The following is a 21,940-nucleotide window of genomic DNA, read 5'->3' on the forward strand; positions in this document are numbered from 1 at the left end:
GCTCGGTGGAGGGTCAGCGCGCGAGCAGGTCCAGGAGGCGGCGGGCGGCGTCGGCGGAGGAGGCCGGGTTCTGGCCGGTCACCAGGGTGCCGTCCGTGACCACGAAGCTCTCCCCGTCCGGGCCCTTGCGGTAGTCCGCGCCGGCGGCGATCAGCGAGTCCTCGACGAGGAACGGGACGACGTCCGTCAGCTGGGCGGCCTCCTCCTCGCCGTTGGTGAACCCGGTGACCTGACGGCCGCGCACGAACGGGGTGCCGTCGGCGGCGGTGATCGGGTGCAGGATCCCGGGCGCGTGGCAGACGAGGCCGAGCGGGCGCCCGGCCGCGTCGCTGTCGAGGATGATCCGCGTGGAGTCGGCGTCGGACACCAGGTCCCACAGCGGGCCGTGACCGCCCGGGTAGAAGACGGCGTCGAACCCGTCCACGTCCACCTGGGCCAGGGGCGTGGTGTGGGCCAGGGCGGCCTTGGCCTCCTCGTCCTGGTCGAACCGGCGGGTGGCGTCGGTCTGCATCTCCGGCTGCGAGCTCGTCGGGTCGATGGGCGGCTGGCCGCCGCGGGGCGAGGCCAGGGTGACCTCGTGGCCGGCGTCCGTGAAGACGTAGTAGGGCGAGGCGAACTCCTCGAGCCAGAACCCGGTCTTGCGGCCGGTGTCTCCCAGCTGGTCGTGCGAAGTGAGGATCATCAGGATGCGGGACATGTCTGGGGCCCTTTCGTCGGTGGGGACTGAACCCTCATGGTCGTACACAACCGAATCTCGGGCAAGGGTGACGGCGCCCACCAGCCTCACGCCGCGGCCGCCGTGCCCGGGACATCAGCGCTCCGTCACCCGCCCGTCCTGGACCTGCCAGCGGCGGTCGGTGCGGACGGTGTCCAGCATGCGGCGGTCGTGGGTGACGAGCAGCAGGGCGCCCTCATAGGTCTCCAAGGCCTGTTCGAGCTGCTCGATGGCCTCCAGGTCCAGGTGGTTGGTGGGCTCGTCGAGCACCAGGACGTTCACCCCGCGGGCCTGGAGCAGGGCCAGGGATGCCCGGGTGCGCTCGCCGGGAGAGAGCTCGTCCACGGGGCGGTTCACGTGGTCGGCCCTGAGGCCGAACTTGGCCAGCAGGGTGCGCACCTCCCCGGAGGCCATCTCGGGCACGAGCGCCTCGAAGGCCGCAGCGAGCGGGGCGGTCCCGGCCAGCAGTGAGCGCGCCTGGTCGATCTCCCCGATCTGCACGCTGGATCCCAGGGCGGCCGTGCCCTCGTCCGGGGCCTGGCGGCCCAGCAGCCCGCGCAGCAGGGTGGACTTGCCGGCCCCGTTGGGCCCGGTGATGCCGATCCGCTCTCCCGCGTTGACCTGGAGGGACACCGGGCCGAGCGTGAAGCCACCCAGCCGGAACACGGCATCGTTGAGGGTGGCGACCACGGAGCTGGAGCGCGGCGCCGCGCCGATGGTGAACTCCAGCCTCCACTCCTTGCGTGGCTCCTCCACCTCCTCCAGGCGCGCGATGCGGCTCTCCATCTGCCGGACCTTCTGGGCCTGCTTCTCGCTCGACTCACTGTTGGCCTTGCGGCGCAGCTTGTCGTTGTCCGGGGACTTCTTCATCGCGTTGCGCACGCCCTGGCTGGACCACTCCCGCTGGGTGCGGGCGCGGGAGACGAGGTCCTGCTTCTGCTCGGCGAACTCCTCGTACTTCTCCCGGGCCTGGCGGCGCAGGGTGGCCCGCTCCTCGAGGTAGGCCTCGTAGCCGCCGCCGTAGACGCGGTTGGTGCGCTGGGCGAGGTCGAGCTCCAGGACGCGGGTGACGCAGCGGGCCAGGAACTCGCGGTCGTGGCTCACCAGCACGACGCCGCCGCGCAGCTCCTGCACGAAGGCCTCCAGGCGGGTCAGACCGTCGAGGTCCAGGTCGTTGGTGGGCTCGTCCAGGAGCACGACGTCGAAGCGGGAGAGCAACAGCGCGGCGAGGCCGACGCGGGCGGCCTGCCCACCGGAGAGGGAGGTCATGAGGACCTGTTCCGGGGAGGCGGAGAGGTCGAGGCCGAGGTCGGCCAGGACGGCGGGGATGCGCTCCTCCAGGTCCGCGGCGCCGGAGGCCAGCCAGCGGGTGAGGGCGGTGTTGTAGCGGTCTGCGGCGGCGTCCGTGACGTCCGGGTCCGCCAGGCCCGAAGCGGAGGCGTCCATCTCTCGAGTGGCCTCGGCGCAGCCGGTGCGGCGGGCGATGTACCCGGCGACCGTCTCCCCCGGCACCCGCTCGTGCTCCTGCGGCAGCCAGCCCACGAACGCGTCGGCCGGGGCCAGGCTGACCGTGCCGGCCTGCGGCGCGAGGTCCCCGCCGAGAATGCGCAGCAGGGTGGACTTGCCCGCGCCGTTGGCCCCCACGACGCCGACGACGTCCCCGGGCGCGACCGTGAGGTCCAGATCCTCGAAGAGCGTGCGGTGGCCGTGGCCGCCGGCGAGGCCGGAGGCGACAAGGGTGGCGGTCATGGTGCTCCTGACGGAAGTGCGGCGGGCGTCAGGCCATTCTGCCGCGACTGAGCTCCACGAGCTTCTCGGCCCGGGCGCGCGTCGCCTCCTCTCCCGCCGCGATGGCGACGCCGGAGCTGCGGAAGTCCGCGACCGTCATCCCCTCGATCGGCGGGCTGATGAGCACGTCCGGCCGGTAGAGCGAGAGCCGGACGGTGGTGAGCTGGGCCTGCATGACGTCGATCGCCCGCATGGCCTGGCGCAGCGACGTGGCGGGCGAACGGCGGGTGCGCGCCCCGGGCTCCGGCCGCTCCAGGGGCTCGAGCGTGGTGGCATCGACGGCGATCACCCGCTGCGCGCCCAGAAAGCGCACCCCGTCCACCGGGATCTGGTTGAGGATGCCGCCGTCCACCAGCACGGAGTCCCCCACGGTCACCGGCTCCAGCGCGCCGGGGTAGGCGGTGGTCGCCTGGATCGCGGTGATGAGGTCCCCGGTGTTCAGGTAGCGGGTCTGGCCCTCGACGACGTCGGCCGCGGTGAGCACCAGGGGAATCTGCAGCTCCTCGAAGGTGTCCGGGAGCAGCTCGCGGAGCCAGGCCCGCAGCCTCTCGCTGGAGAGGATGCCGCCGGTCAGGCCCCAGTTGATGAGCCGCGGCCAGTCCACGCTCCGCTCGATCTTCTCGAGCGAGGCGGCGTCATGACCGGCGGCTATGAGCGCGCCGAGGAGGCCGCCCATGCTCGTTCCCGCGAGCACGTCCGGGCGGATGTCGAGCTCCTCGAGCACCCGCCAGACCCCGATGTGGCACAGCCCGCGCGCTCCTCCGCCGCCCAGGGCGAGGCCCAGCCGACCCGTGGGCCGTTCGTCATGCATCATGGGCCCAGTGTGCCACGGACATGACCGTGAAGGGAGCGATGCCGGTCAGTCCGTCTCCGGCAGGCCGGCGGCCCACAGGGAGGCGGCAGACGAGGGCGCGGAACGCCTGCATCGGTCCCTCACCGCCCTGACGACCACCGGGTTCCTGGGCGGCGTCGAGATCACGATCGGCCTGCTCGCGTACCTGCTCACGCTCCACGAGACGGGCAGCCACCTGCTGGCCGGACTCGCGTTCTCCATCGGCCTGGTCAGCCTGTTCCTCGCCCACTCCGAGCTCTTCACGGAGGGGTTCTACTACCCGATCACCGCGATCGCCGCCGGCCGGGGCACGTGGATGGAGCTGCTGCGTCTGTGGGCGGTGACCCTCGTGATGAACCTCCTCGGCGGCACCGTGATGATCGCCCTCGTGGTGGCGGGGTTCCCCGACCTGCACGGCACCCTGGCCGAGAGCGCCCACCACTTCCTGGACATCGGCTTCAGCTGGCAGGGCGCCGCCCTGGCGGTCCTGGCCGGGGTGGCGATCACCCTCGTGACGCGGATGCAGGCCGGGACGGACAGCCCGACGGCGATGATCGTCGCGTCCGTCGCCGGAGCCGTCGTCCTCGCCGGCGGTTCGCTCTTCCATTCGGTGATGGACTCGATCCTCATCATCGGAGCCATCCCGTCCGGAGCGCACGGCGTGGGCTGGCTCGAGTGGCTCAGCTGGGTGTGGTGGGTGATCCCCCTGAACATCCTCGGCGGGTTGGCGCTGACGACGGCGCCGCGCCTGCTGCGTTCCAAGGAGGTGCGGGAAGAGAAGGGGCGGTGAGGGCAAGGTCCGAATGGCAGGGGTCAGACGGCGTCACGCGTCCCGTCGGCGGCGGGCTCGGGCAGCTCCTCGGTCATCCGGGAGGAGTTGGGGAAGACGAAGCGGTAGCTGAGACCGGCGACCGCGGCGCCCAACAACGGGGCCACGAAGAACAGCCAGACCTGGCCGAGGGCGTCCCCGCCTGCGAACAGGGCCACGCCGAAGGAGCGAGCGGGGTTCACGGAGGTGTTCGACACGGGGATGGAGATCAGGTGGATCAGCGTGAGGGTCAGGCCGATGGCCAGCGGCGCGAAGCCGGACGGAGCACGGCGGTCCGTGGCGCCGAGGATGATGTAGAGGAACACGGCGGTCAGCAGCGCCTCTGTCAGGAACACCGCGCCCATCGAGTAGCCGGCGGGCGAGAGTTCGCCGTAGCCGTTGGTGGCCAGGCCGTTCTCCGCAAGCGAGTAGCCCGGACGACCGGAGGCGATCGCCAGCAGCACGCCGCCGGCCGCCACGCCGCCCACGAGCTGGGCGATCCAGTACGGCACAGTGAGCTTCCACGGCAGACGACCCGCGAGCGCCGCACCCAGGGTGACTGCCGGGTTGAAGTGACCGCCGGAGACGTGACCCACGGCGTAGGCCATGGCCACCACGGTCAGGCGAAGCCGAGGGCGACGCCGAGGAAGCCGATGCCCATGTTGACGCCTGTGGCGTCGTCGATCACGGATGCGGAGAACACGGCAGCGCCGTCCGTGGGACCGTCCCGCCGTTGCCTGGGCGCACCGTCTCGTCCCGCGTCCACCCTCCTGACCGCGCCGCCACGATCACGCCCGCAGATCAGGCAGCGGCCCTCATCCGGGACGGGGACGCCGCCGGGCACCGCTCGTCCGGCCGGAGGACGGGCCTCAGCCCGCCGGCTGATCCACCCCCGCGGCGGGACGCCCGTCCTCCAGGTAGACGCAGTGCGCGGCGTCCCAGGCGGCGTCGACGCGGCGGGCGATCGCCGGGCGCAGGAGCTTCCGGGCCTCCTGGCACGTCACGAAGCTATGCTCGGAGGCCTCGTCCTCCTGCAGGCGGATGGCGGCGACGTCCGCAGCAGTGAGCGGGTGGACGGCGCGGAAGAGGAAGCGCAGGCCGATCCGGCCGTCGGCCTTGCTGGGCCGCGTGTCGACGGCGACGAGCCGCCCGGCGGTCACCTCCAGCCCCGTCTCCTCCCGGACCTCGCGGCGGCAGCCGCAGGAGACGGGGACGGAAGGGATCAGGAAGGACATGGCGCCAGCCTAGAGGCCGGCGCCGGCGGGGCGCTGGCCGGCAGACTTATGTCCCGCGCGGCGGGCGCGCACCGTGCGGACGGCCAGGATCAGCCAGGCGAGCACGGCCAGCGCGGCGAACACCGCGGGCAGCACGTGCCCCAGGAGCACGGAGGAGGCGACGGCGGCGAGGAACGCGGCCAGGTTGAGGACGACGTCGTACATCGGCGTGATGAACCGCCGGTTCACCACGTGGAGCCCGGCGATCGCCACGCCGCACGCGAACGTCACCGAGAGCAGGAGGTTGACTACCGGGGGAGGGTATCAGCGGCGGTCGAGTCGGACGGCCTCGAGCATGCGGCGGTCGTGGGTGACCAGCAGCAGGGCGCCGTCCTAGGCCTCGAGGGCCTGCTCCGGGCGTTCGAGGCCTGCAGACGGGCGTCAGCCTTGCCGGGCATAGGCGTGCTCGCGTTGCGTCACTGACCCTTTGCGTCATGGCCGCGAGGCTTTGTCCGCGAGAGGCGGGCATCCCCTCGCTACGCTGAGGCCATGGCGACGGTTCTCCTCGTGCGGCACGGCCGCACCACGGCCAATGCGACGGGACTGCTGGCAGGCCGCACCCCCGGGGTCAGCCTGGACGATCACGGACGGGAGCAGGCGGCCCGCACCGCGGACCGGATCGCGGCCGTGCCCGTGGCCGCGGTGGTGGCCAGTCCCCTGGAGCGGTGCGCGCAGACGGCCCGCGCCCTCCTCGATCGCCAGCCGGGGACGGTGCCCTCGCTGGTCGACGACGACCTCACCGAGTGCGACTACGGCCAGTGGCAGGGGCGCGCGCTCAGCGACCTGGCCACCGAGTCCCTGTGGGCGACGGTGCAAACCCAGCCGTCCGCCGTCGTCTTCCCCGGTGGGGAGTCCATGGCGGGCATGCAGGCCCGCGCGGTGGCGGCGATCCGCCGGCACGACGCCGCGGTCGAGGCCGAGCACGGGCCCGGGGCGGTGTGGGTGGCGGTGAGCCACGGGGACGTCATCAAGTCGATCCTGGCCGACGCGCTCGGCACGCACCTGGATCTGTTCCAGCGGATCGAGGTGGGGCCCGCCTCCGTGTCCATCGTGAGCTACGGTCCGGCCCGCCCGCGGGTCTGGGCGATGAACACCGACGCCGGGGACCTGTCCTGGCTGGCGACCCTCGGCCCGTCCGACGACGCCCCGGTGGGCGGCGGCGCAGGCACGGGCACCGGTGCGGTGGACGAGCGGACGCCTAGGATCGTGGCATGACTGATGCACCTGCCCCCGCCCATGAGTTCGACTGGCCGGATCGGGTCGTGATCGGGACGCTCGGGCGTCCCGGCGCCCGCACGTTCTACCTGCAGGTGCGCACCGGGCCCCGGCTGGTGAGCCTGGCGCTGGAGAAGCAGCAGTCGGCCCTGATGGCGGAGATGATCGACGAGATCCTCGACGATCTCATGGCGCTGGAGGGCAACCCGCACAGCGTCCCGGCCAGCACGCCCGTGGAACTCGTGGACAACGATCCGCTGGACCCGGTGCAGGAGTGGTTCCGGGTGGGGGCCATCGGCCTGGGCTGGGACCCCACCACCGCGCAGGTGCTCATCGACGCGCACCCCCTCTCCGACGACGACGCCGACCCGGCGCTCGAGGCGGACGCTGAGGCCGTGCGCGTGCGCATGCCCGTCGGCGCGGCCCGGGCGTTCGCCCGGCGCACCCGGGAGGTCGTGGACGCCGGGCGTCCGTTCTGCTCGGACTGCGGCCAGCCCATCGACCCCGACGGCCACGACTGCACTCTCCCCGACTCCTGATGAGCGCCGCGGACGTGCCCGCCGGCGAGCTGGTGGCCGGGGAGCTGACGCTCACCGGCCGCATCACGACGGCGTCCAACGCCACGTTCCTCGGCGCGATCGGTGACACCCCGGTGGTCTACAAGCCGGTGGCCGGCGAGGCCCCGCTGTGGGACTTCCCCGCGGGCACCCTGGCCCGCCGGGAGGTGGCCGCGCACCTGGTGTCCGAGGCGCTGGGGTGGGACATTGTGCCGCGCACCTGGCTGCGCGACGGCCCGTTTGGTAAGGGCATGGTGCAGCTCTGGCAGGAGCAGGATCCTGAGCAGGATGCTGTGGACCTGTTCCCGGCGGACCAGGTGCCGACCGCGGGGTGGCTCACGATCCTGGAGGGCGAGGACGAGGACGGAAACCGGCTGGTCCTGGCCCACGAGGATTCGGCGGCGCTGCGCCGCATGGCGGTGTTCGACGTGCTCGTCAACAACGCCGACCGCAAGGGCGCCCACATCCTCGCCATGCCCGGCGGCCACCGCCACGGCGTGGACCACGGGCTGACCTTCCATGTGGACGACAAGCTGCGCACCGTGCTGTGGGGCTGGCTGGGCGAGGCGCTGAACGAGGAGGAGCGCGACGGCGTCGCCCGGGTTCTCGACGGGCTCGACGGCGAGCTGGGGCAGGGGCTGGCGGAGCTGCTGGGTGCCGAGGAAGTCGACGCCCTTGCCGAACGCTGTGCCCGGTTGCTCGACGACGGGATCTTCCCTGCCCCGAGCGGGCTGACGCCGGCCGTGCCCTGGCCGCTGTTCTGACGGGCCTGAGGCGTCAGCGCGGCCGCAGGGACGGCGGGTGCACTCAGTCCACGAGCCCCGCCGCGACACCGGCCGCACGGTAGTCCGCGGCGAGCGAGTCCACGGTGGCGTGGGCGTTGAGCCCGCTGGGGTTCGGCGCCACGAACAGCCGCGTGCCCGGCCACGGCGTCTGCTGCTCCCCCAGCGCCGCCTTCGGGCGTCCGAACGCCTGCCGGTAGGCCGTCACCCCCAACACGGCGACGACGGCCGGCGCGTGCGCGGCCACGAGCGCGTCCAGGCGGGCGGGGGCGGCGGCGAGCTCCTCCGCGGTGAGCTCGTCGGCGCGGGCGGAGGCCCGCGGGACGAGGTTGGAGATCCCGATGCCGCGGGCGTGCAGCTCGGCGAGGTCCTCGGCCTTGTAGCCGTCGAAGGCGTCGATCAGGTGCCGGGTGAGCCCGGCACGGTGCAGGGCCGGGTAGAAGCGGTTGCCGCGGCGGGCGAAGTGCGCACCGGTGGCGGCGCTCCACAGACCGGGGTTGATGCCGATGAACAGCAGCCGCAGCGGGTCTGGCAGCAGGTCGGGGACGGTGCGGTCGCGGAACTGCTGGAGCTCGGCCTGGGTGAAGCGCATGTCAGTAGTGATACCTCGCCTGGAGGATGATCAGGTCCTCGCCGTCGACGAGGTAGACGAGCCTGTGCTCCTCCGTGATGCGCCGGGACCATGCCCCGGCCGCGCCGTACTTCAGCTGCTCGGGCTTGCCGATCCCCTCGACGGGATCACGCAGGGCGGCGTCGATGAGGGTGTTGATCCGTTGGAGGACCTTGCGGTCCGAGGTCTGCCAGTGCGTGTAGTCCTCCCAGGCGGAGCGGTCCCACACGAGGCGCACTCAGGCGTCCCCGTCCAGGCGGTCCAGGGCATGCTCTTCGACGCTCCCTGCGCGGGCGCGCTCGTAGGCGTCCAGCAGCCGCCGGGCGTTGGCCGGGGAGCGGAACAGGTAGGCGGTCTCCTGCCAGGCGGCGTACTCGTCCGCGGGCATGAGGACGGCGTTGCCCTTGCGGGAGACGATCTCCACGGCCTCGCGGTCCGCGTTCACTCGCTCGATGAGCGGGAACAGGGTCTTGCGGGCTTCACTGGCACTGATGGACATGGGGGCCTCCTCGGGCGCGTCGTGGTACCTGTTTATGGTACCAGTCGGTGAGGTGGAACTCAGGAGGCACCCTGCCGGAGGCAGAACTCCTTGCCCTGAGGGCTTGTGAGTGAGGTCCGGCAAGAATCCTCGCGGCGACGTACATGAGGGCCGGGATGAGGCGGAACGCTCGCCGGAACTCAGCGATGGCATACAGGTTCAGAGGCTGCCGCACGGATAGGTAACATCGAACTGCGGCGCTGGGTTGCGCAGCTGGCAGGAAATGCACTGTCCCCGAGCCGTATATCAGAGAGTGCCGCGACGACGTTGTGAACGTCGTTCGCAGCCAGGAGTCAGGGCAGACGATTAAGCAGATCGCCGCCGACTTCGGCATCGCTGAGACCTGTCTGCGGAACGGGATGACGCGGGCCAATGAGCCAAGACGGGTTCACGTCCGGCGCCACTGCGGCGGAGAATACCGAGGTGCGCGAGGTGAAGAACCGGACCTGGCTCCTGGAGCAGAGAACCAGATCCAATGCCGTGCGGCGGCGCATCTAGAGCACATCCGCGCGCCGACACGGCCCAGGCTGACCGTTCGGCAAAAGTGACTCGGTCCCTGCAATCTCCAGCCGAAGCCAATTTAGGCCTGCAGCGCGATTCATCGCCAGGGAGATCGGGTCCTGCACCAGGCTCGCCGCTTGCAGCGCATCGTGCAGGGAGAACGGTCCGCGGATGCGACACGGAGGGAGACGGTGTCCGTCATGCGCCCGATAGTGCCACCCTTGCGATGGTCGAAGTACGGGAGTGTACGGGTATGTACGAGGTGATACTGGGTGCTACCGACCGAAACCGACCACACTTCGGCAGGCTTCACCGAGATGTGCCCATTCCCGTCGATCTTGCCGTCCGGAGCGCCGACGAATCTGTCGAACACAGACGATGCCGCCCAGACACCCAAATCCTCGACCGAGACTTCGGCCAGTGAGAACGCGGACTGAATCGCCCCGGGTTTGTTAGAGGCTCGTAAGTGCCGTCCCGGCGGGCGCCGGCACGGGGTTCTCATGATGGTAGACGTCCTCGAACTCGACCGGAGGGACCAGCCTGATCTCGCCGTGCACACGACGATGGTTGAACCAGTCGATGTACTCCGCGACCGCGATCTCCAGGTCCTCGATGGACTTGAATGGCCCCTTGTTCCGGATCAGCTCCGCCTTGAACAGCGAGTTGAACGCCTCCGCGAGGGCATTGTCATACGAGTCCCCCGTCGAGCCGACTGAGGCGACTGCGCCGGCCTGGGCGAGCCGCTGGGTGTATCGCACGGCGACGTACTGGACTCCTTTATCGCTGTGATGCCGTAGCCCGGCCACGTCTTGGCCTGCGCGCTGACGCGTCCAGAACGCCATCTCCAACGCGTCCAGGGCCAGGTCCGTGCGCAGCGACTTCGACAGCTGCCAACCCAGCACCCGTCGAGAGAACACGTCGATGATGAACGCGGCGTACACCCATCCGCTGAAAGTGCGGCAGTAGGTGATGTCAGCGACCCACAGCTGGTTCGGAGCCGCCGCGGTGAAGTCTCGCTGGACCAGGTCTTGACGCTCATCCGGGCCGCGGCCTGGGACCGTGGTCCTCGGTCCCTTCGCGCGGCTGATCCCGCGCAGGCCTGCGGCTCGCATGAGCCGCTCCACCGTGCACCTGGCCACCTGCAGGCCCTCCCTCCGCAGTTGCGCGTGGACCTTCCGGGCCCCGTAGACCCCGTAGTTGGCCTCATGCACCCGCCGGATTTCCACGAGCACCTGCTCATCGCGCAGGCTGCGCACTGAAGGAGGGCGCGTCTTGGCCGCGTAGTACGTGCTCGGTGCGATCTGTGTGCCTGCCGCGGACAGCGTGGCGCAGATCGGCTCGACACCGAACTCGTGCTTGTGTTCGTCGATGTAGTCCACGATCAGCGCTGTGGGCGTCTCGAGCATCCGCCGCGAAGAAAGCCGACGCCGAGCGCAGGATCGCGTTCGCCCGCCGTAGTTCACGGTTCTCCTTCTCCAGCTCGGCCACCCGGGCGGCTTCGCTGGTCGTGATTCCGGGGCGGTGGCCGTGGTCGATCTCGGCTTGGCGGACCCAGTTGCGCAGCGTCTCGGGATTGATCCCGAGCTGTTCTCCTACGCGGCGGAATGCTCCGGTCCTCGTGGCGGGGTCTTGACGGGCTTCCAGCGTCATCCGCGTGGCGCGTTCGCGGAGCTCGTCGGGGTACTTCCGTGGTGCGGGCATGCTCTGCATCCTTCCGTTGGATCAGAGCCTCCACCAGACCCGGAGCGATTCAGGTTGCTTAGACAACACCCATCGTGCAGTCCAGAGGCCCGTTCCTTCGTCCCCGGTCGGTGACTACCCCTAGGCCGCGTCGGCCAGCTGTTCGCCCCCGCCGACCGAATGGCGTGCGAAGCGTCGGTGCCTGATCGTCGCTCCCCTCGCTTGGTAGGATGAAATTACCACCTGTCATTGATGATGCGGCTGAAGACGCGAGCCGGACGCGCATCTTTTCGATACCGCCAGCAGACCCGAAACTAGGAGCTTCCCGTGCGCCTTACCCAGGTCAGAATCAAGAATTTCCGCGCCCACAGTAACACCGATCTCCCCTTACCCCAGCTCGGGTGCCTCATTGGTGAGAATAACGCAGGGAAGTCGTCTGTGCTCCATGCGATCCAGTACGTCCTAGAAGACAAGAAGCTCAGCGCCGAGGATTTCCGGAACCCAGAACTGCCGGCGAGCGTCGAACTACGCATCGAGGGGATCGACGAGGAAGATCTTCGAAGGGTGAACGAGACGCATCGAGACCGGGTACGCGAAATGCTCAGGGACGGCGTGCTCACGATCGTTCGCACGCAGGAAATCGACGGGAAAGCCGAATCTAGGTACTTGAAGCTTGGCCCGCGCGACCCGTCATGGAGCCAAGAATCACTCAACTCGGCAATCAAAGGAAAGAAGGGCGCTCAGCTCCGTCAAACGGTCGTCGAATTACTGCCCCCGATGAAAGCCGCGCTACCCGCAGCGCCAACTCAGCAGCAGGTCAAAGACGCGTGGACTGAACTGGTCGGGCAGCTTCCACCCGAGGAACTAGAAGAGACACCCACCGCATACCCCACGGGCATCGCACAGTCCGTCAAGCCGCTCCTCCCGTCCGTGATCTACATCGAAGCCGTGAAGGATGCCTCCGTGGAGGCGAAATCTACCGGGACGTCAGCCTTTAGCAAGCTTCTCGAACTGCTCTTCGATGAAGTAGCGGACCAGTTCAGCGACATCAACGATCAGTTCCGCTCCGTGTATCAGAAACTCAACCGTTCTCTGAATGACGACGGCTTGGAAGTCGACGCTCGACTTGAGGCCGTCCAACGCATTGAATCGACGATCGAAGAGTTCGTCCGCGCGAGCTTTCCCGGCGTCTCACTCCGCATGGACGTGCCCGCACCGACGCTATCCATGCTGCTATCCGGTGCCGAGCTACGCGTCGACGACGGGCACGAGGGCTCCATTTCCAGCAAGGGCGACGGCCTCAAACGGACTGTCCTATTTGCCCTGCTCCGAGCGTACGCAAGCATTCGGAGCACCGGCCTGAGCGACGATACTCGATCAGAATCGCCGCGCCCCTCTTATGTCCTACTCTTCGAAGAGCCGGAGCTCTACCTGCACCCCCGTGCTCAGCGCCAGCTTATGGCGGCCCTGGGCACCTTCTCGAACGAGCACCAGGTGTTGGTCACGACCCATTCTCCAGGGTTCTTCCGCCCTGGGACGGAGGGTTTCGCCCGGCTCCAGAAGACCGATGATGGGGTAACCGCGCACCCCGTTGACCTCACGATCGGTCATCGGGACGCCTATCAGATCGTGCAACACGAGAACAACGAAGCCGCATTCTTTGCGCAGCGCGTCGTCCTGGTCGAAGGTGACAGCGACACTTTCACCTATCCCCATCTGGCGCGATTGATCAATCAGGACTGGGACGACATCGACAAGAACATCATGTTCGTCAAGATCGACGGCAAGGGGAACATCAACCGCTACAGGGAGTTCTTCTCCAGCTTCATGATCCCGATCCATGTCATCACCGACTTGGATGCCCTCGTGCGCGGCTTTGAGCAACTGACCCGAGATACGGAGACCCGAGCCGCGCACTCAAGGCTGATGGGACTGATCAGCGAAATGATTTCTGATACTAGCGAGCTTAATAGCAAGAGAGTGCGGAGCATCACCGGTCGCCGAAATGCCAGCGAGCTGTGGTCTGCCGCGCAGTCCCACCTGTCTAATTGGCGCGACGCTCCTAGCGATAACGTTGCCCGGCTCCTGGATGAGACGCTGAGCGAGCTCTTCGACGCTGGCAATGGTGATGCCAAGCTGAACGAACTCGAAAATCCGTCCTCGGAGGAGATCGCTTCTGCACGCGACACCGTAATCTCATCTCTCGCCGAAGAGAATGTATTCGTTCTGCGTCGGGGCGACCTCGAGACCTACTGCCGGACGAACGCGGGCAGAGACAAGGTCGCGACGGCAATTGAGTTCTGCGAGAAAATCACAAGTCTTGAAGCTCTACGCGAACTCCATGGTGAAGATGCTGACGATGTGGTGCAGGAACTCCAAGGCATATTCTCTAAGATATACAACTGATGCGATACTCAGAAACTTTATTGTTTGGCTCCTCATTTCGAGAGGTTAGGCGGCGATTCGAAAGCTCAAAACATCCATAACCGAATAGGCTTCGGGACAGAGCAGTGACCAGACGTGCACGGCCACGAGACCGCCGTCGTCGCATCCGTCGTTCACGAACCGCATAAATTACCGGGTGATCGCAATCAAGTGCCCCGCAGTTATCGGAATCTTTGTGCCATCGGCTACTAGCTACCCGACTCTCCCCCCAACAATAGAGTCCACATCCTCCATCCTGCCGTGAAGATGATCATGCATCACAGTGCCGGAAACTCCACCTTGCGCAACTCGAACGCACTCACTCTAAGGATTTCGCTGATGCACTTGTCGAAAGGTCTGGCAGCGGGATGATGCCCATGGGCGACCACCTGATCAGTATAATGAAGAGTGGATCAATTCACACCACCACGGTACAAATTACCCGGTCTCGGACACAGTAATCACCGTCCGCGGCAGTTCGTCGATAAGGCCTCGACTACACGTTGAACCGGAACTCCACCACGTCGCCACGGCCAGGAACGCATGCACGCCTCACCGGGCCAGACCGGTCTCAGGGCTACGGTCCCTCACCGCGAATGGCCGACTCAGCTGCCTCTCCGCTGGTCATCCAGCACCTGTTCCATCTCATCCGAAACCTCGTCCAGGAGGACCTGGAAGCCGGGCTCCTCGAGGGGGAAGTGGCCGCAGCCAGGAAGCATCACGACCCGGGTCTTGCCGTGAAGCCGACCAAGGTAGTCGAGGCTGAGCTCCGGCATAGTCCAACGATCCTCGGCCGGATGCAACAGCACGACCGGTGGTCCTTGGTATTGCTCGGGTGGAATAGCCGGACCTGCCTCGAGGAACGAGCGGTACCAGCCCACCGGCATCGCGCCACCACCGCCGCACGGGTCGGTGAGCACTGCATGACTGAGGCCAGGGTCGTTCGAAATCGCAGACATAGGGGTCAGCACGCGGACCGGGATCCGTGGATTCGCCGCTAGCCCCCGGGCGAAATGCAGCAGTGGCAATCCCAGCGGCGCTATCCACGGGGCTCGCACGATGGCGGCAGCGATGCCCGGCCGAGTCGGGTCGAGCAGGCAAGTCGCGATGACCCGCTTGGCCAGTCCGGTCACTGCAGCGGTGTCGACCGCGAGGGCACCACCCATGCTCGCCCCGACGAGGACGATTGGCCGCTCGTCATGCTCGCGACCCACGAGATCGACGAGCAGCTGCTGCCAGTCGCCATAACTAACGCTGCGGCGTCCACGCCGCACCCGGATCGTTCGCCCGTAACCGGGCAGATCGACCACCGTAACCCGAGCGCCCAGGCGACTCAGGTGTGCAGCGTAGGGCCACATCGCCGCCGCGTTCCCTCCCGCTCCATGGACAAGCAGCATTCGGACCGAAGCCGTCGGGGCACCCACGTGCTCGATGTGCAGGTCCCACGAACCACCCCCGTCCGGCGCATCCCACCTCCACGACGAGGCCACCCGCCGCACTGGTGCAGGGACGAGGCGCACGAAAGGCTCGTACCGGCGGTCCGTGGAGTCAAGTCGGCCAGCCCGTGCCGGTGGCACATTCGCTCGACCCTTCGAAAGCGCCCCATTCATACCCGCAATGTTACGGGAGTGCCCGGCGTCAGGGACTGATGCGCAGGTAGGTAGGCAAGAAGCCTGTATTAGACATTGAACCTGAATTCAACCGAGTTCCGGTACATACCAACCTGTGGTCGTCAATCATTGGTGACCGCGTTCAGACCACTCGGTCGACGCCGGACTAGCTGCCCAGCGCTGCGTCGAGCTCAGCCTCGGAATAGCCGAAGGTGTAGTCGTCATCCTTCCCATTCGAGGCCCAGATGCTTGCAGCCTCGTAGACGCTCAACGATTCATCGCTCTGGTCGTCGTGCTCGTCATCGTCGAGTCCGTACTTGCAGCTGTCGCAGTATATCTCGGAGAACTCGTAACGCTTGGTCAACGACGTACCGCAGCGGGGGCACGGCGGCGTGCCACCCTCGTAGGCATTTTCTTCTTCCCAAGTCTTGCGGCGAAAAACGTCAAACAGTCCCACGGATACTCCAATCACTTCGACGGGCTGGCCCATCCCGGGCGCGACGACCGAATCGAGCATAGGCGGCGAGGTTCGTCCAGACGCTCGACGCACACATCGCTCGATCCCGTTCAGGGCGCGCGAGACGCTTCCTGAGCCGTAGGCTTCGAAAGCAGGTGCGCGAGGTAGCACGACGTCGATGCATCGGGCACTTCAGTTCGAATGATAAAACTTACCAACGAGATGGAGGCCCCCGTGGTCGATTCAGACAAGTGGTGCAATGCCCTGTACTTCCCTCATGGTCGGCACAAGCTGGGAGGCATGTTCTGTCGTCTGGAGACCGGCCACGACGGCAAACACTGGTGCGAGCATGAGGACGAGGCGGAGTAAGACATGGATCGGGACGAGCTGAAAGCCAGGATCGACGAGTTGATGCGTCAGTATGACGACGGCAAGATAGACGGCAACGCCTACGCCAACGCGATGATGGAGCTGACTGCCTCCGCGCAGGATTGAAGGCTTACTGCACCCAACGGAGCCCTGCCCGCCTCACGCTGCCCTGCGACCAACGCAAGTGTTGCTAAGCATCCCGCTGGCCTGCTAGCAGCTGTCGGCGCTGTCGGGCATTGTCACCGCTTCTGAGGCATTTGACGCAAGCCACCTGTGGTTGCACACCCTGCCTGGGCCGCCAACTCGCTCGTTCCGTGGGCGCAGAAGGTGTTGCAGCGGGAGCGGTCGACCCGATCTCGCGTCCGTCGCTGTCGGCAGCCCTTGGTAGGACATAATGACAGGTGACTGCGACCCACAGGGAGGTGACTTGGTGCTGCCTGCACTTGATGAGCAGACCGGGCTGCTTCCGCTGGGCCGATTCGGCGCGTCGTTGGATGAGATCAAGTCCCACTACGTTGACGATCCCCGGTTCGCGGAGTCGGCTACCCGCGCCGAGATCTGGCAGCACTTCGAGTCGGCCACCGAGGGCATCCGCTCCGTTGTCCCCGTGGTGTGCGTGTGGGTGGGCGGCAGCTTCCTCACCGACAAGATCGACCCTGACGACATCGACCTCGTCTACTGGTGCGAAGACGTTCTCGTCGACCGGGTGACCGACCCCAAGGATCGGTACCTCCTGCAGTTGTTCGGGACGAACCAGGTCCGGCCAGCAACGGGCCTGCGCGTTGATACCCGATATTGCCTATGGCACGTGTTCCCCGAGGCGGACCGCGCCCACTCAGTCGAGCACCAGTCATATGCGTTGAACCGTGGCTACTGGGATGACTTCTGGATGCGCAAGCGCAACGGCGCGAAAGAAGATCCTCCGCAGCGGCCGGATGCCCTGCCGCAGCGCGGTTACTTCGAAGTGACCCTGGACGGTTTCCATGGCGTTTGACTGGGAGCAGTTCAAGGCCGGCGTCCAAGGTGAAGCTGAGTGGCAGGACGCCGATGACCTCGCGCGCATGAGCATCGAAAGCCTGCGCGCTGAGCACGGCCTGCTGCGGCGCGATGCTTCTTCGGGTGCGCTGCGCCTGACTGGACCGGGAATCACCATCCACTCGGGTGCGATCGACGGGATTGCTGACACGCTCCGCAATTTCCAGCGCCTTGTGCTTGCAACAGGCCTTGCAGCGAAGGGGCACAAGTCGTTGCGGGGGCAGCCGCCATCTGACGTCGTCTCTAAAACCCGATTGAACCTCAACGGTTCGCCTTTGCCGGGAAGCCTCATCCTGCAGATCGTCCCGGCGACTTCTCCCGCGGACGAGATCTCGCCTGATGGCCAAGTCGGCCTGTTCGGCGACGACAACGCAGAGCCCCAGTTGGTCGACACCGCCATGAAGCGAGCACTGGGGCTGCTCGAGGACGGACGCCGTCTAGGCCCAGACGCCGACACCAGCGATTTCTTGGCGCGCATACGCGAGTACGGACCGCGCGTCGCCACGACGTTGCGCGACTTCTCGACTGGTCTGGTGAAGTCGGGCTTCGAGCCGGATCTCACCTGGTCCCAGCCTCGCCAGGCGCGCCTTCGCACGCGCCTCTCTACGGCCGAGCTCGCTCACATCGGGGAACTCATCGCTTCTCGGGAACTCGAGCTCGAGCCGACCACCATCCGCGGCATCTTGCGGACAGTCAGCGAGATCAGCGCTTGGCAACTGGAGATCGAGGATGGCGAGATCGTCAAAGTCGACGCGAAGAAGATCCCTACGGCGAACACTGCGACGCTGCGCACCGGCATGTCAGTTTCAGTCGATGTGGCGGTCACGGAGGAAACTGGTCCCGCTGGCGAAGTGAAGCCCAAGTACACGGCCACGTCGTTCACCGTACTGAGCAACCCCTAAGGCCAAGTCACTGCCAACTGGCTACTCCAGCGGCTGGATCCTGGGGTTGGACCACGGCGGCAGATCCCATCCGTGACGTGCATGGATGTCATGCACCATCCCTTCCGCGTTGGCCTGGAGCTTGGCAAGGGCATCCGCGTCGTGGCCGACCGATCTGAAGTGGCGCAGGTTGCTGCTCAGCACGTGTGCCCAGGTCATCAGCGGGTCGAGGTTCTCCAGCCGCCGTTCCACAGTGTCGCCGGGCCTGGCAGCTTCCATGACCTGACGGCCGATGGTTGCACCCAGCGTGCGCTCGGCATCCAGCCACGAATCGATACCGTTCCAGCCATCGAGCTGGTCCACGCAGGCGATGGACGTAATGCGCAGGTTTGCCAACCGCTTCCCCACCGGCTCCACGGTGGGATGGAACCCAACGAGGCGCTGACCAGCTTCCTGCACAGCGAACCAGTCCCGAGGGCCGCTACGATTGCGGTATGTCTGTTAATGGCGACGAGACCCTTGTCATCGGTATCGCATCCAGTGCACTGTTCGATCTCACCGAGTCCAACGCAGTATTCGAAGAGCAGGGCGAGGACGCATACCGGCACTTCCAAGAGAAGAACTACGAGACGCAGCTTTCACCAGGAATCGCATTCGCCTTCATCAAGCGTCTACTGACCCTAAACAGGCTAAAGGCTGACGGCCCCGCGCTCGTTGAGGTAGTTGTCCTTTCGCGCAATGACCCCGAGACCGGGGCACGAGTCATGCGATCGATTGAAACCCACGGGCTTCCTATGACGCGGGCGGTCTTCATGCAAGGTCGCTCACCTTTCAAGTTCATGCCCGCCTTCAAGATGAAGCTATTCTTGTCCGCAAATCCGGATGACGTGAAGGAAGCTCTCGAGCGCGGCTACCCCGCCGGTCGGGTCGTTGGACAGGCAGGGCAACTCGCCGCGGACGATCCCGACGACCTCGATCTCCGCATCGCGTTCGACTTTGATGCAGTACTGGCAGACGACTCAGCAGAGCAGATCTACGCCGCTGATGGCATCGATAAATTCTGGGAACACGAAGCTCAAAATCAGGCAACCCCGCTACCGCCCGGCCCGATGAAGGACCTGCTCGCGGCCATAAACCGGATACAGGATCTCGAGGACGAGCAAGCGAGAGCGAACGTAGACTATCGACGGCATCTGTTCGTCGCTCTGGTTACTGCGCGCAACGCTCCGGCGCACACCCGTGCGATACGCACGCTGAAGTCTTGGGGTTTGCGCGTGAACGATGCGTTCTTCCTCGGCGGATGGGAGAAGTCTGATGTCTTGGCGATTCTCAAGCCGCACATCTTTTTTGACGATCAGATGACTCATCTGGAAGGGACGAGTGCAGTTGTTCCGAGTGTGCATGTCCCGTTTGGAGTTAAGAATCTTGCAGCACAGCCTGCAGCAACGTCCGAGTAGCCGCACCTGAGGACGGCCTGGTTGCCACAGAACCGCTCATTCAGCCATCGGAAGCGAACCTACAGTTGGGGCGATCCGAGGAAAATGCAATCGGCATAGTTTTCGGGGCTATCAGAACTGCAATGTCGGAGCATGCACCTGCCGGTCCTCGAAGACTCCTACACATTAGCGACCACCCGGAATGTCCAAATGGCGGAGACTCATTTACTCTCCAATGCCTGGCGTCCGGGTCAGCCCGACCAGTCCGGCTGGTGGCGTTCCCGAGCCGACCATCGCCGCGTGAGACGGCAAAGCAACCGTGCGGCCCGCTTCCGATCTACAGTCGCTTGGAAAGTCGAATGTCGGTGGCCACCGCCACACGCGTGGGAGCCTGCAGTTTCTGGCGCTACCACAAGGAGACAAAGATGCCTCAGCCCGACCGATACGTCAGTGTCAAGATTGAATGCCATTCCAAACACCTCCACGACATCTGCGTCGAGGTGGATCGGCAGGTTCCCCCGGACCTTCGCTGCGAGCCGAACGCCGGCCCCGGTTACTCGCGGGGTGGCGGAAGCGGAGGTTGCAGCATTCCGTTCTCCGACGAGCTCAAGGAAACGACAATGCGCGAACTTCGCGACAATTTCCAAGGGTCCAAGCGGCGCGGTTACGTGTTGATCCATCAGTGACACTGAATCCCCGAACTCTGCGCTCAATCACCCGCAAGAGACGAGCTGAGTTAGCTGTAGATCCCCAGAAACTCGATCCTCGCAACCAGCCAGTGGGAAAAGACCACTTGCGCCCCGGCGGAAAGCTAACCGGCCCTAGTGAATCCAGGTCTCGTTGGGGTCACCGACTTTTGAGTCAAGTTGATTTTTGAGTCACCGCTCTTGCCGGCGGAATCACCCGCCGGACAACTCGAACTTGCCCCAGAACAGTTCATCCGAGCCTGCCAGACCACTGCGTAGTGGTAGATCGGAACTCGTCCATCACCCGCCAACCTAGAACTATAAAACCCCTGTTCAGTGGCAGAAACGCTCCGGGCATGATGGTGGATCGGAACTCGCCCACCGGCCTCAATCAGAAGTCGAGAAGATAGAACCCCAGGTCAAAGCCAATTTTTAGACATTAAAACGGAATTCGACCACGTCGCCATCCTTCATGACGTAGTCCTTGCCCTCCATGCGCACCTTGCCGGCAGCCTTGGCATCGGCCATGGACCCAGCAGCGATCAGATCGTCGAAACTCACGATCTCCGCCTTGATGAAGCCGCGCTGGAAGTCGGTGTGGATCACGCCGGCAGCCTCGGGCGCCGTCGCGCCGACCGGGATGGTCCACGCGCGCGTCTCCTTCGGCCCCGCCGTCAGGTACGTCTGCAGGCCGAGGGTGGAGAAGCCGACGCGGGCCAGCTGGTCCAGCCCGGACTCGTCCTGCCCGGCCATCTCCAGCATCTCGGCGGCCTCCTCCTCGGAGAGCTCCACGAGGTCGGACTCGAGCTTGGCGTCCAGGAACACGGCGTCGGCGGGGGCCACCAGATCGCGCAGCTCCTGCTGCTTGGCCTCGTCCCCCAGCACACCCTCGTCCGAGTTGAACACGTAGATGAACGGCTTGGCGGTGAGCAGGCTCAGCTCCCGCAGCCGGTCCATGTCCAGCTTGTCCTTGTCCTTCGCCGCGAAGATCGTCTCGCCCCGCTCCAGCACCGCGAGCGCGGCCTTGAGCGCCTCGAGGTCGGCGGGCTCCTTCTTCTTGCCCTTGACCTCCTTCTCGACGCGCGGGATCGCCTTCTCCACGGTCTGCATGTCCGCGATGATCAGCTCGGTGTTGATGGTCTCCATGTCCGAGGCCGGGTCCACCTTGCCGTCCACGTGGACGACGTCGCCGTCGTCGAACGCACGCACCACCTGGGCGATCGCGTGGGCCTCGCGGATGTTCGCCAGGAACTGGTTGCCCAGGCCCTCCCCCTCGGAGGCGCCCTTCACGATGCCCGCGATGTCCACGAAGGACACCGTCGCCGGCAGGATGCGCTCGGAGCCGAAGATCTCGGCCAGCTGGGGCAGCCGCTCGTCCGGCAGGTTCACCACGCCCACGTTCGGCTCGATCGTCGCGAACGGGTAGTTCGCCGCGAGCACGGTCTGGCGCGTCAGCGCGTTGAACAGGGTCGACTTGCCCACGTTGGGCAGTCCCACGAATCCGATAGTCAAAGCCACAGTCCGGCAGTCTACCGGCGGGCCCACCGCAGCGGAGGCGTCCCGCACCGGCCCCGTTCCGTGGGCAGAACCGGCAGCCCCGCCCGCTCCGTGGGCAGAAAGCGCGCTCTCCCCTGTTCCGGGGGCAGAACCGGCAGGGTTTTCGCTTCCGGGGGCAGAAACCTTCGCTCTCCTGCCCACGGAACCCAGAGGCCCAGCGGCCACGGGGCCCGGCAGCCCCAGCC

Annotated in this window: 26 protein-coding genes; 10 read left to right on the plus strand and 16 right to left on the minus strand. The window is 66.3% G+C overall.

Going from position 1 to position 21,940, the window contains the following annotated elements; genetic code table 11:
• Positions 1–13 precede the first annotated feature (13 nt).
• The 3 genes from J1M41_RS03655 to J1M41_RS03665 all read right to left on the minus strand — a co-directional run bounded on the left by J1M41_RS03655 (position 14) and on the right by J1M41_RS03665 (position 3,317).
• Entirely contained in the window at positions 14–697 is a 684-nt protein-coding gene (locus J1M41_RS03655) for a type 1 glutamine amidotransferase domain-containing protein (RefSeq protein WP_060973484.1), read from the minus strand.
• Between the two features lie 114 nt (positions 698–811).
• A complete protein-coding gene (gene abc-f, locus J1M41_RS03660; RefSeq protein ID WP_206451171.1) occupies positions 812–2,464 on the minus strand; it encodes a ribosomal protection-like ABC-F family protein in 1,653 nt (550 codons plus the stop codon).
• 28 nt (positions 2,465–2,492) lie between these two features.
• A complete protein-coding gene (locus J1M41_RS03665) occupies positions 2,493–3,317 on the minus strand; it encodes a patatin-like phospholipase family protein (RefSeq protein ID WP_070708873.1) in 825 nt (274 codons plus the stop codon).
• Positions 3,318–3,324: 7 nt separating this feature from the next.
• On the opposite strand from J1M41_RS03665, the gene J1M41_RS03670 reads away from it, so the two are divergent.
• Positions 3,325–4,125: a formate/nitrite transporter family protein gene (locus J1M41_RS03670; RefSeq protein ID WP_083325298.1), complete on the plus strand. Its 801-nt coding sequence runs from the start codon at positions 3,325–3,327 to the stop codon at positions 4,123–4,125.
• A gap of 23 nt (positions 4,126–4,148) precedes the next feature.
• On the opposite strand, the gene aqpZ is transcribed toward J1M41_RS03670, so the two are convergent.
• The 4 genes from aqpZ to J1M41_RS03685 form a co-directional block, all read right to left on the minus strand.
• On the minus strand, positions 4,149–4,751 hold the full coding sequence (gene aqpZ / locus J1M41_RS03675; RefSeq protein ID WP_308409835.1) for an aquaporin Z: 603 nt from the start codon (positions 4,749–4,751) through the stop codon (positions 4,149–4,151).
• Between the two features lie 11 nt (positions 4,752–4,762).
• Positions 4,763–4,909 (minus strand): hypothetical protein, encoded by a 147-nt coding sequence (locus tag J1M41_RS12305; RefSeq protein WP_308409834.1) that lies wholly within the window; start codon positions 4,907–4,909, stop codon positions 4,763–4,765.
• Between the two features lie 103 nt (positions 4,910–5,012).
• Positions 5,013–5,378: an NUDIX domain-containing protein gene (locus tag J1M41_RS03680; protein ID WP_240739684.1), complete on the minus strand. Its 366-nt coding sequence runs from the start codon at positions 5,376–5,378 to the stop codon at positions 5,013–5,015.
• Positions 5,379–5,387: 9 nt separating this feature from the next.
• Positions 5,388–5,648 (minus strand): hypothetical protein, encoded by a 261-nt coding sequence (locus tag J1M41_RS03685; RefSeq protein WP_070708871.1) that lies wholly within the window; start codon positions 5,646–5,648, stop codon positions 5,388–5,390.
• Between the two features lie 258 nt (positions 5,649–5,906).
• Here J1M41_RS03685 and J1M41_RS03690 point away from each other — a divergent pair, with 258 nt between their 5' ends.
• From J1M41_RS03690 to J1M41_RS03700, 3 genes are read left to right on the plus strand one after another with little or no spacing between them, the layout of a single operon-like run.
• Positions 5,907–6,632: a histidine phosphatase family protein gene (locus J1M41_RS03690; RefSeq protein ID WP_178329127.1), complete on the plus strand. Its 726-nt coding sequence runs from the start codon at positions 5,907–5,909 to the stop codon at positions 6,630–6,632.
• Entirely contained in the window at positions 6,629–7,171 is a 543-nt protein-coding gene (locus J1M41_RS03695; RefSeq protein WP_049145873.1) for a DUF3090 domain-containing protein, read from the plus strand. Before J1M41_RS03690 ends, J1M41_RS03695 begins: the two co-directional genes overlap by 4 nt.
• The gene (locus J1M41_RS03700; protein WP_206451172.1) at positions 7,171–7,953 is read left to right on the plus strand and encodes an SCO1664 family protein; all 783 of its coding nucleotides are present in this window, start codon (positions 7,171–7,173) and stop codon (positions 7,951–7,953) included. Before J1M41_RS03695 ends, J1M41_RS03700 begins: the two co-directional genes overlap by 1 nt.
• A gap of 43 nt (positions 7,954–7,996) precedes the next feature.
• Here J1M41_RS03700 and J1M41_RS03705 read toward each other — a convergent pair whose 3' ends face one another.
• From J1M41_RS03705 to J1M41_RS03730, 5 genes are all read right to left on the minus strand, one after another.
• Positions 7,997–8,563 (minus strand): mismatch-specific DNA-glycosylase, encoded by a 567-nt coding sequence (locus J1M41_RS03705; protein WP_206451173.1) that lies wholly within the window; start codon positions 8,561–8,563, stop codon positions 7,997–7,999.
• 1 nt (position 8,564) lies between these two features.
• On the minus strand, positions 8,565–8,819 hold the full coding sequence (locus J1M41_RS03710; RefSeq protein WP_206451174.1) for a Txe/YoeB family addiction module toxin: 255 nt from the start codon (positions 8,817–8,819) through the stop codon (positions 8,565–8,567).
• Complete coding sequence (locus J1M41_RS03715) at positions 8,820–9,080, minus strand: type II toxin-antitoxin system Phd/YefM family antitoxin (protein ID WP_102708485.1); 261 nt, start codon at positions 9,078–9,080, stop codon at positions 8,820–8,822.
• 332 nt (positions 9,081–9,412) lie between these two features.
• A complete protein-coding gene (locus J1M41_RS03720) occupies positions 9,413–9,613 on the minus strand; it encodes a hypothetical protein (protein ID WP_206451175.1) in 201 nt (66 codons plus the stop codon).
• A 459-nt stretch (positions 9,614–10,072) separates the two neighbouring features.
• A protein-coding gene (locus J1M41_RS03730) for an IS3 family transposase (RefSeq protein WP_206451177.1) occupies positions 10,073–11,321 on the minus strand; the annotation gives its coding sequence in 2 pieces (ribosomal slippage) (positions 10,073–11,011 and positions 11,013–11,321; 1,248 coding nt in all).
• A gap of 306 nt (positions 11,322–11,627) precedes the next feature.
• On the opposite strand from J1M41_RS03730, the gene J1M41_RS03735 reads away from it, so the two are divergent.
• Positions 11,628–13,706 (plus strand): AAA family ATPase, encoded by a 2,079-nt coding sequence (locus J1M41_RS03735; RefSeq protein ID WP_206451178.1) that lies wholly within the window; start codon positions 11,628–11,630, stop codon positions 13,704–13,706.
• Positions 13,707–14,329: 623 nt separating this feature from the next.
• Here the strand turns inward: J1M41_RS03735 and J1M41_RS03740 are convergent.
• Both J1M41_RS03740 and J1M41_RS03745 read right to left on the minus strand, forming a co-directional pair.
• Positions 14,330–15,334 (minus strand): alpha/beta hydrolase, encoded by a 1,005-nt coding sequence (locus J1M41_RS03740; protein WP_342214060.1) that lies wholly within the window; start codon positions 15,332–15,334, stop codon positions 14,330–14,332.
• A 166-nt stretch (positions 15,335–15,500) separates the two neighbouring features.
• Entirely contained in the window at positions 15,501–15,791 is a 291-nt protein-coding gene (locus J1M41_RS03745; RefSeq protein ID WP_206451180.1) for a hypothetical protein, read from the minus strand.
• Positions 15,792–16,163: 372 nt separating this feature from the next.
• On the opposite strand from J1M41_RS03745, the gene J1M41_RS12220 reads away from it, so the two are divergent.
• From J1M41_RS12220 to J1M41_RS03755, 3 genes are all read left to right on the plus strand, one after another.
• Complete coding sequence (locus J1M41_RS12220; RefSeq protein ID WP_274607138.1) at positions 16,164–16,286, plus strand: hypothetical protein; 123 nt, start codon at positions 16,164–16,166, stop codon at positions 16,284–16,286.
• Positions 16,287–16,590: 304 nt separating this feature from the next.
• Positions 16,591–17,154 (plus strand): hypothetical protein, encoded by a 564-nt coding sequence (locus tag J1M41_RS03750; RefSeq protein ID WP_206451181.1) that lies wholly within the window; start codon positions 16,591–16,593, stop codon positions 17,152–17,154.
• Entirely contained in the window at positions 17,144–18,097 is a 954-nt protein-coding gene (locus tag J1M41_RS03755) for a hypothetical protein (RefSeq protein WP_206451182.1), read from the plus strand. Before J1M41_RS03750 ends, J1M41_RS03755 begins: the two co-directional genes overlap by 11 nt.
• A gap of 21 nt (positions 18,098–18,118) precedes the next feature.
• On the opposite strand, the gene J1M41_RS03760 is transcribed toward J1M41_RS03755, so the two are convergent.
• The gene (locus tag J1M41_RS03760) at positions 18,119–18,439 is read right to left on the minus strand and encodes a hypothetical protein (protein ID WP_241247694.1); all 321 of its coding nucleotides are present in this window, start codon (positions 18,437–18,439) and stop codon (positions 18,119–18,121) included.
• Positions 18,440–18,570: 131 nt separating this feature from the next.
• Here J1M41_RS03760 and J1M41_RS03765 point away from each other — a divergent pair, with 131 nt between their 5' ends.
• Positions 18,571–19,533 carry a 5'-nucleotidase gene (locus J1M41_RS03765; protein ID WP_206451183.1) on the plus strand — a complete coding sequence of 321 codons (963 nt, stop codon included), beginning with the start codon at positions 18,571–18,573 and terminating at the stop codon, positions 19,531–19,533.
• Positions 19,534–19,937: 404 nt separating this feature from the next.
• Positions 19,938–20,198, plus strand: coding sequence for a hypothetical protein (locus J1M41_RS03770; protein WP_206451184.1), 261 nt, complete (start codon positions 19,938–19,940; stop codon positions 20,196–20,198).
• A gap of 432 nt (positions 20,199–20,630) precedes the next feature.
• On the opposite strand, the gene ychF is transcribed toward J1M41_RS03770, so the two are convergent.
• Positions 20,631–21,716 carry a redox-regulated ATPase YchF gene (ychF, locus tag J1M41_RS03775; RefSeq protein WP_036340374.1) on the minus strand — a complete coding sequence of 362 codons (1,086 nt, stop codon included), beginning with the start codon at positions 21,714–21,716 and terminating at the stop codon, positions 20,631–20,633.
• Positions 21,717–21,940: the final 224 nt, after the last annotated feature.

This window comes from Micrococcus sp. KRD096, from assembly GCF_017168495.1.
GTDB lineage: Bacteria > Actinomycetota > Actinomycetes > Actinomycetales > Micrococcaceae > Micrococcus > Micrococcus luteus.

Excerpts from the sequence above, each read along its gene's own strand:
- J1M41_RS12220 (WP_274607138.1), top strand. The coding sequence starts at position 16,164 with ATGGATCGGGACGAGCTGAAAGCCAGGATCGACGAGTTGATGCGTCAG.
- J1M41_RS03720 (WP_206451175.1), bottom strand. The coding sequence starts at position 9,613 with ATGCGCCGCCGCACGGCATTGGATCTGGTTCTCTGCTCCAGGAGCCAG.
- J1M41_RS03740 (WP_342214060.1), bottom strand. The coding sequence starts at position 15,334 with ATGAATGGGGCGCTTTCGAAGGGTCGAGCGAATGTGCCACCGGCACGG.
- J1M41_RS03655 (WP_060973484.1), bottom strand. The coding sequence starts at position 697 with ATGTCCCGCATCCTGATGATCCTCACTTCGCACGACCAGCTGGGAGAC.
- J1M41_RS03665 (WP_070708873.1), bottom strand. The coding sequence starts at position 3,317 with ATGATGCATGACGAACGGCCCACGGGTCGGCTGGGCCTCGCCCTGGGC.
- J1M41_RS03705 (WP_206451173.1), bottom strand. The coding sequence starts at position 8,563 with ATGCGCTTCACCCAGGCCGAGCTCCAGCAGTTCCGCGACCGCACCGTC.
- aqpZ (WP_308409835.1), bottom strand. The coding sequence starts at position 4,751 with ATGGCCTACGCCGTGGGTCACGTCTCCGGCGGTCACTTCAACCCGGCA.
- abc-f (WP_206451171.1), bottom strand. The coding sequence starts at position 2,464 with ATGACCGCCACCCTTGTCGCCTCCGGCCTCGCCGGCGGCCACGGCCAC.
- J1M41_RS03700 (WP_206451172.1), top strand. The coding sequence starts at position 7,171 with ATGAGCGCCGCGGACGTGCCCGCCGGCGAGCTGGTGGCCGGGGAGCTG.
- J1M41_RS03765 (WP_206451183.1), top strand. The coding sequence starts at position 18,571 with ATGTCTGTTAATGGCGACGAGACCCTTGTCATCGGTATCGCATCCAGT.
- J1M41_RS03695 (WP_049145873.1), top strand. The coding sequence starts at position 6,629 with ATGACTGATGCACCTGCCCCCGCCCATGAGTTCGACTGGCCGGATCGG.
- J1M41_RS03715 (WP_102708485.1), bottom strand. The coding sequence starts at position 9,080 with ATGTCCATCAGTGCCAGTGAAGCCCGCAAGACCCTGTTCCCGCTCATC.
- J1M41_RS03755 (WP_206451182.1), top strand. The coding sequence starts at position 17,144 with ATGGCGTTTGACTGGGAGCAGTTCAAGGCCGGCGTCCAAGGTGAAGCT.
- J1M41_RS03680 (WP_240739684.1), bottom strand. The coding sequence starts at position 5,378 with ATGTCCTTCCTGATCCCTTCCGTCCCCGTCTCCTGCGGCTGCCGCCGC.
- J1M41_RS03690 (WP_178329127.1), top strand. The coding sequence starts at position 5,907 with ATGGCGACGGTTCTCCTCGTGCGGCACGGCCGCACCACGGCCAATGCG.
- J1M41_RS03770 (WP_206451184.1), top strand. The coding sequence starts at position 19,938 with ATGCCTCAGCCCGACCGATACGTCAGTGTCAAGATTGAATGCCATTCC.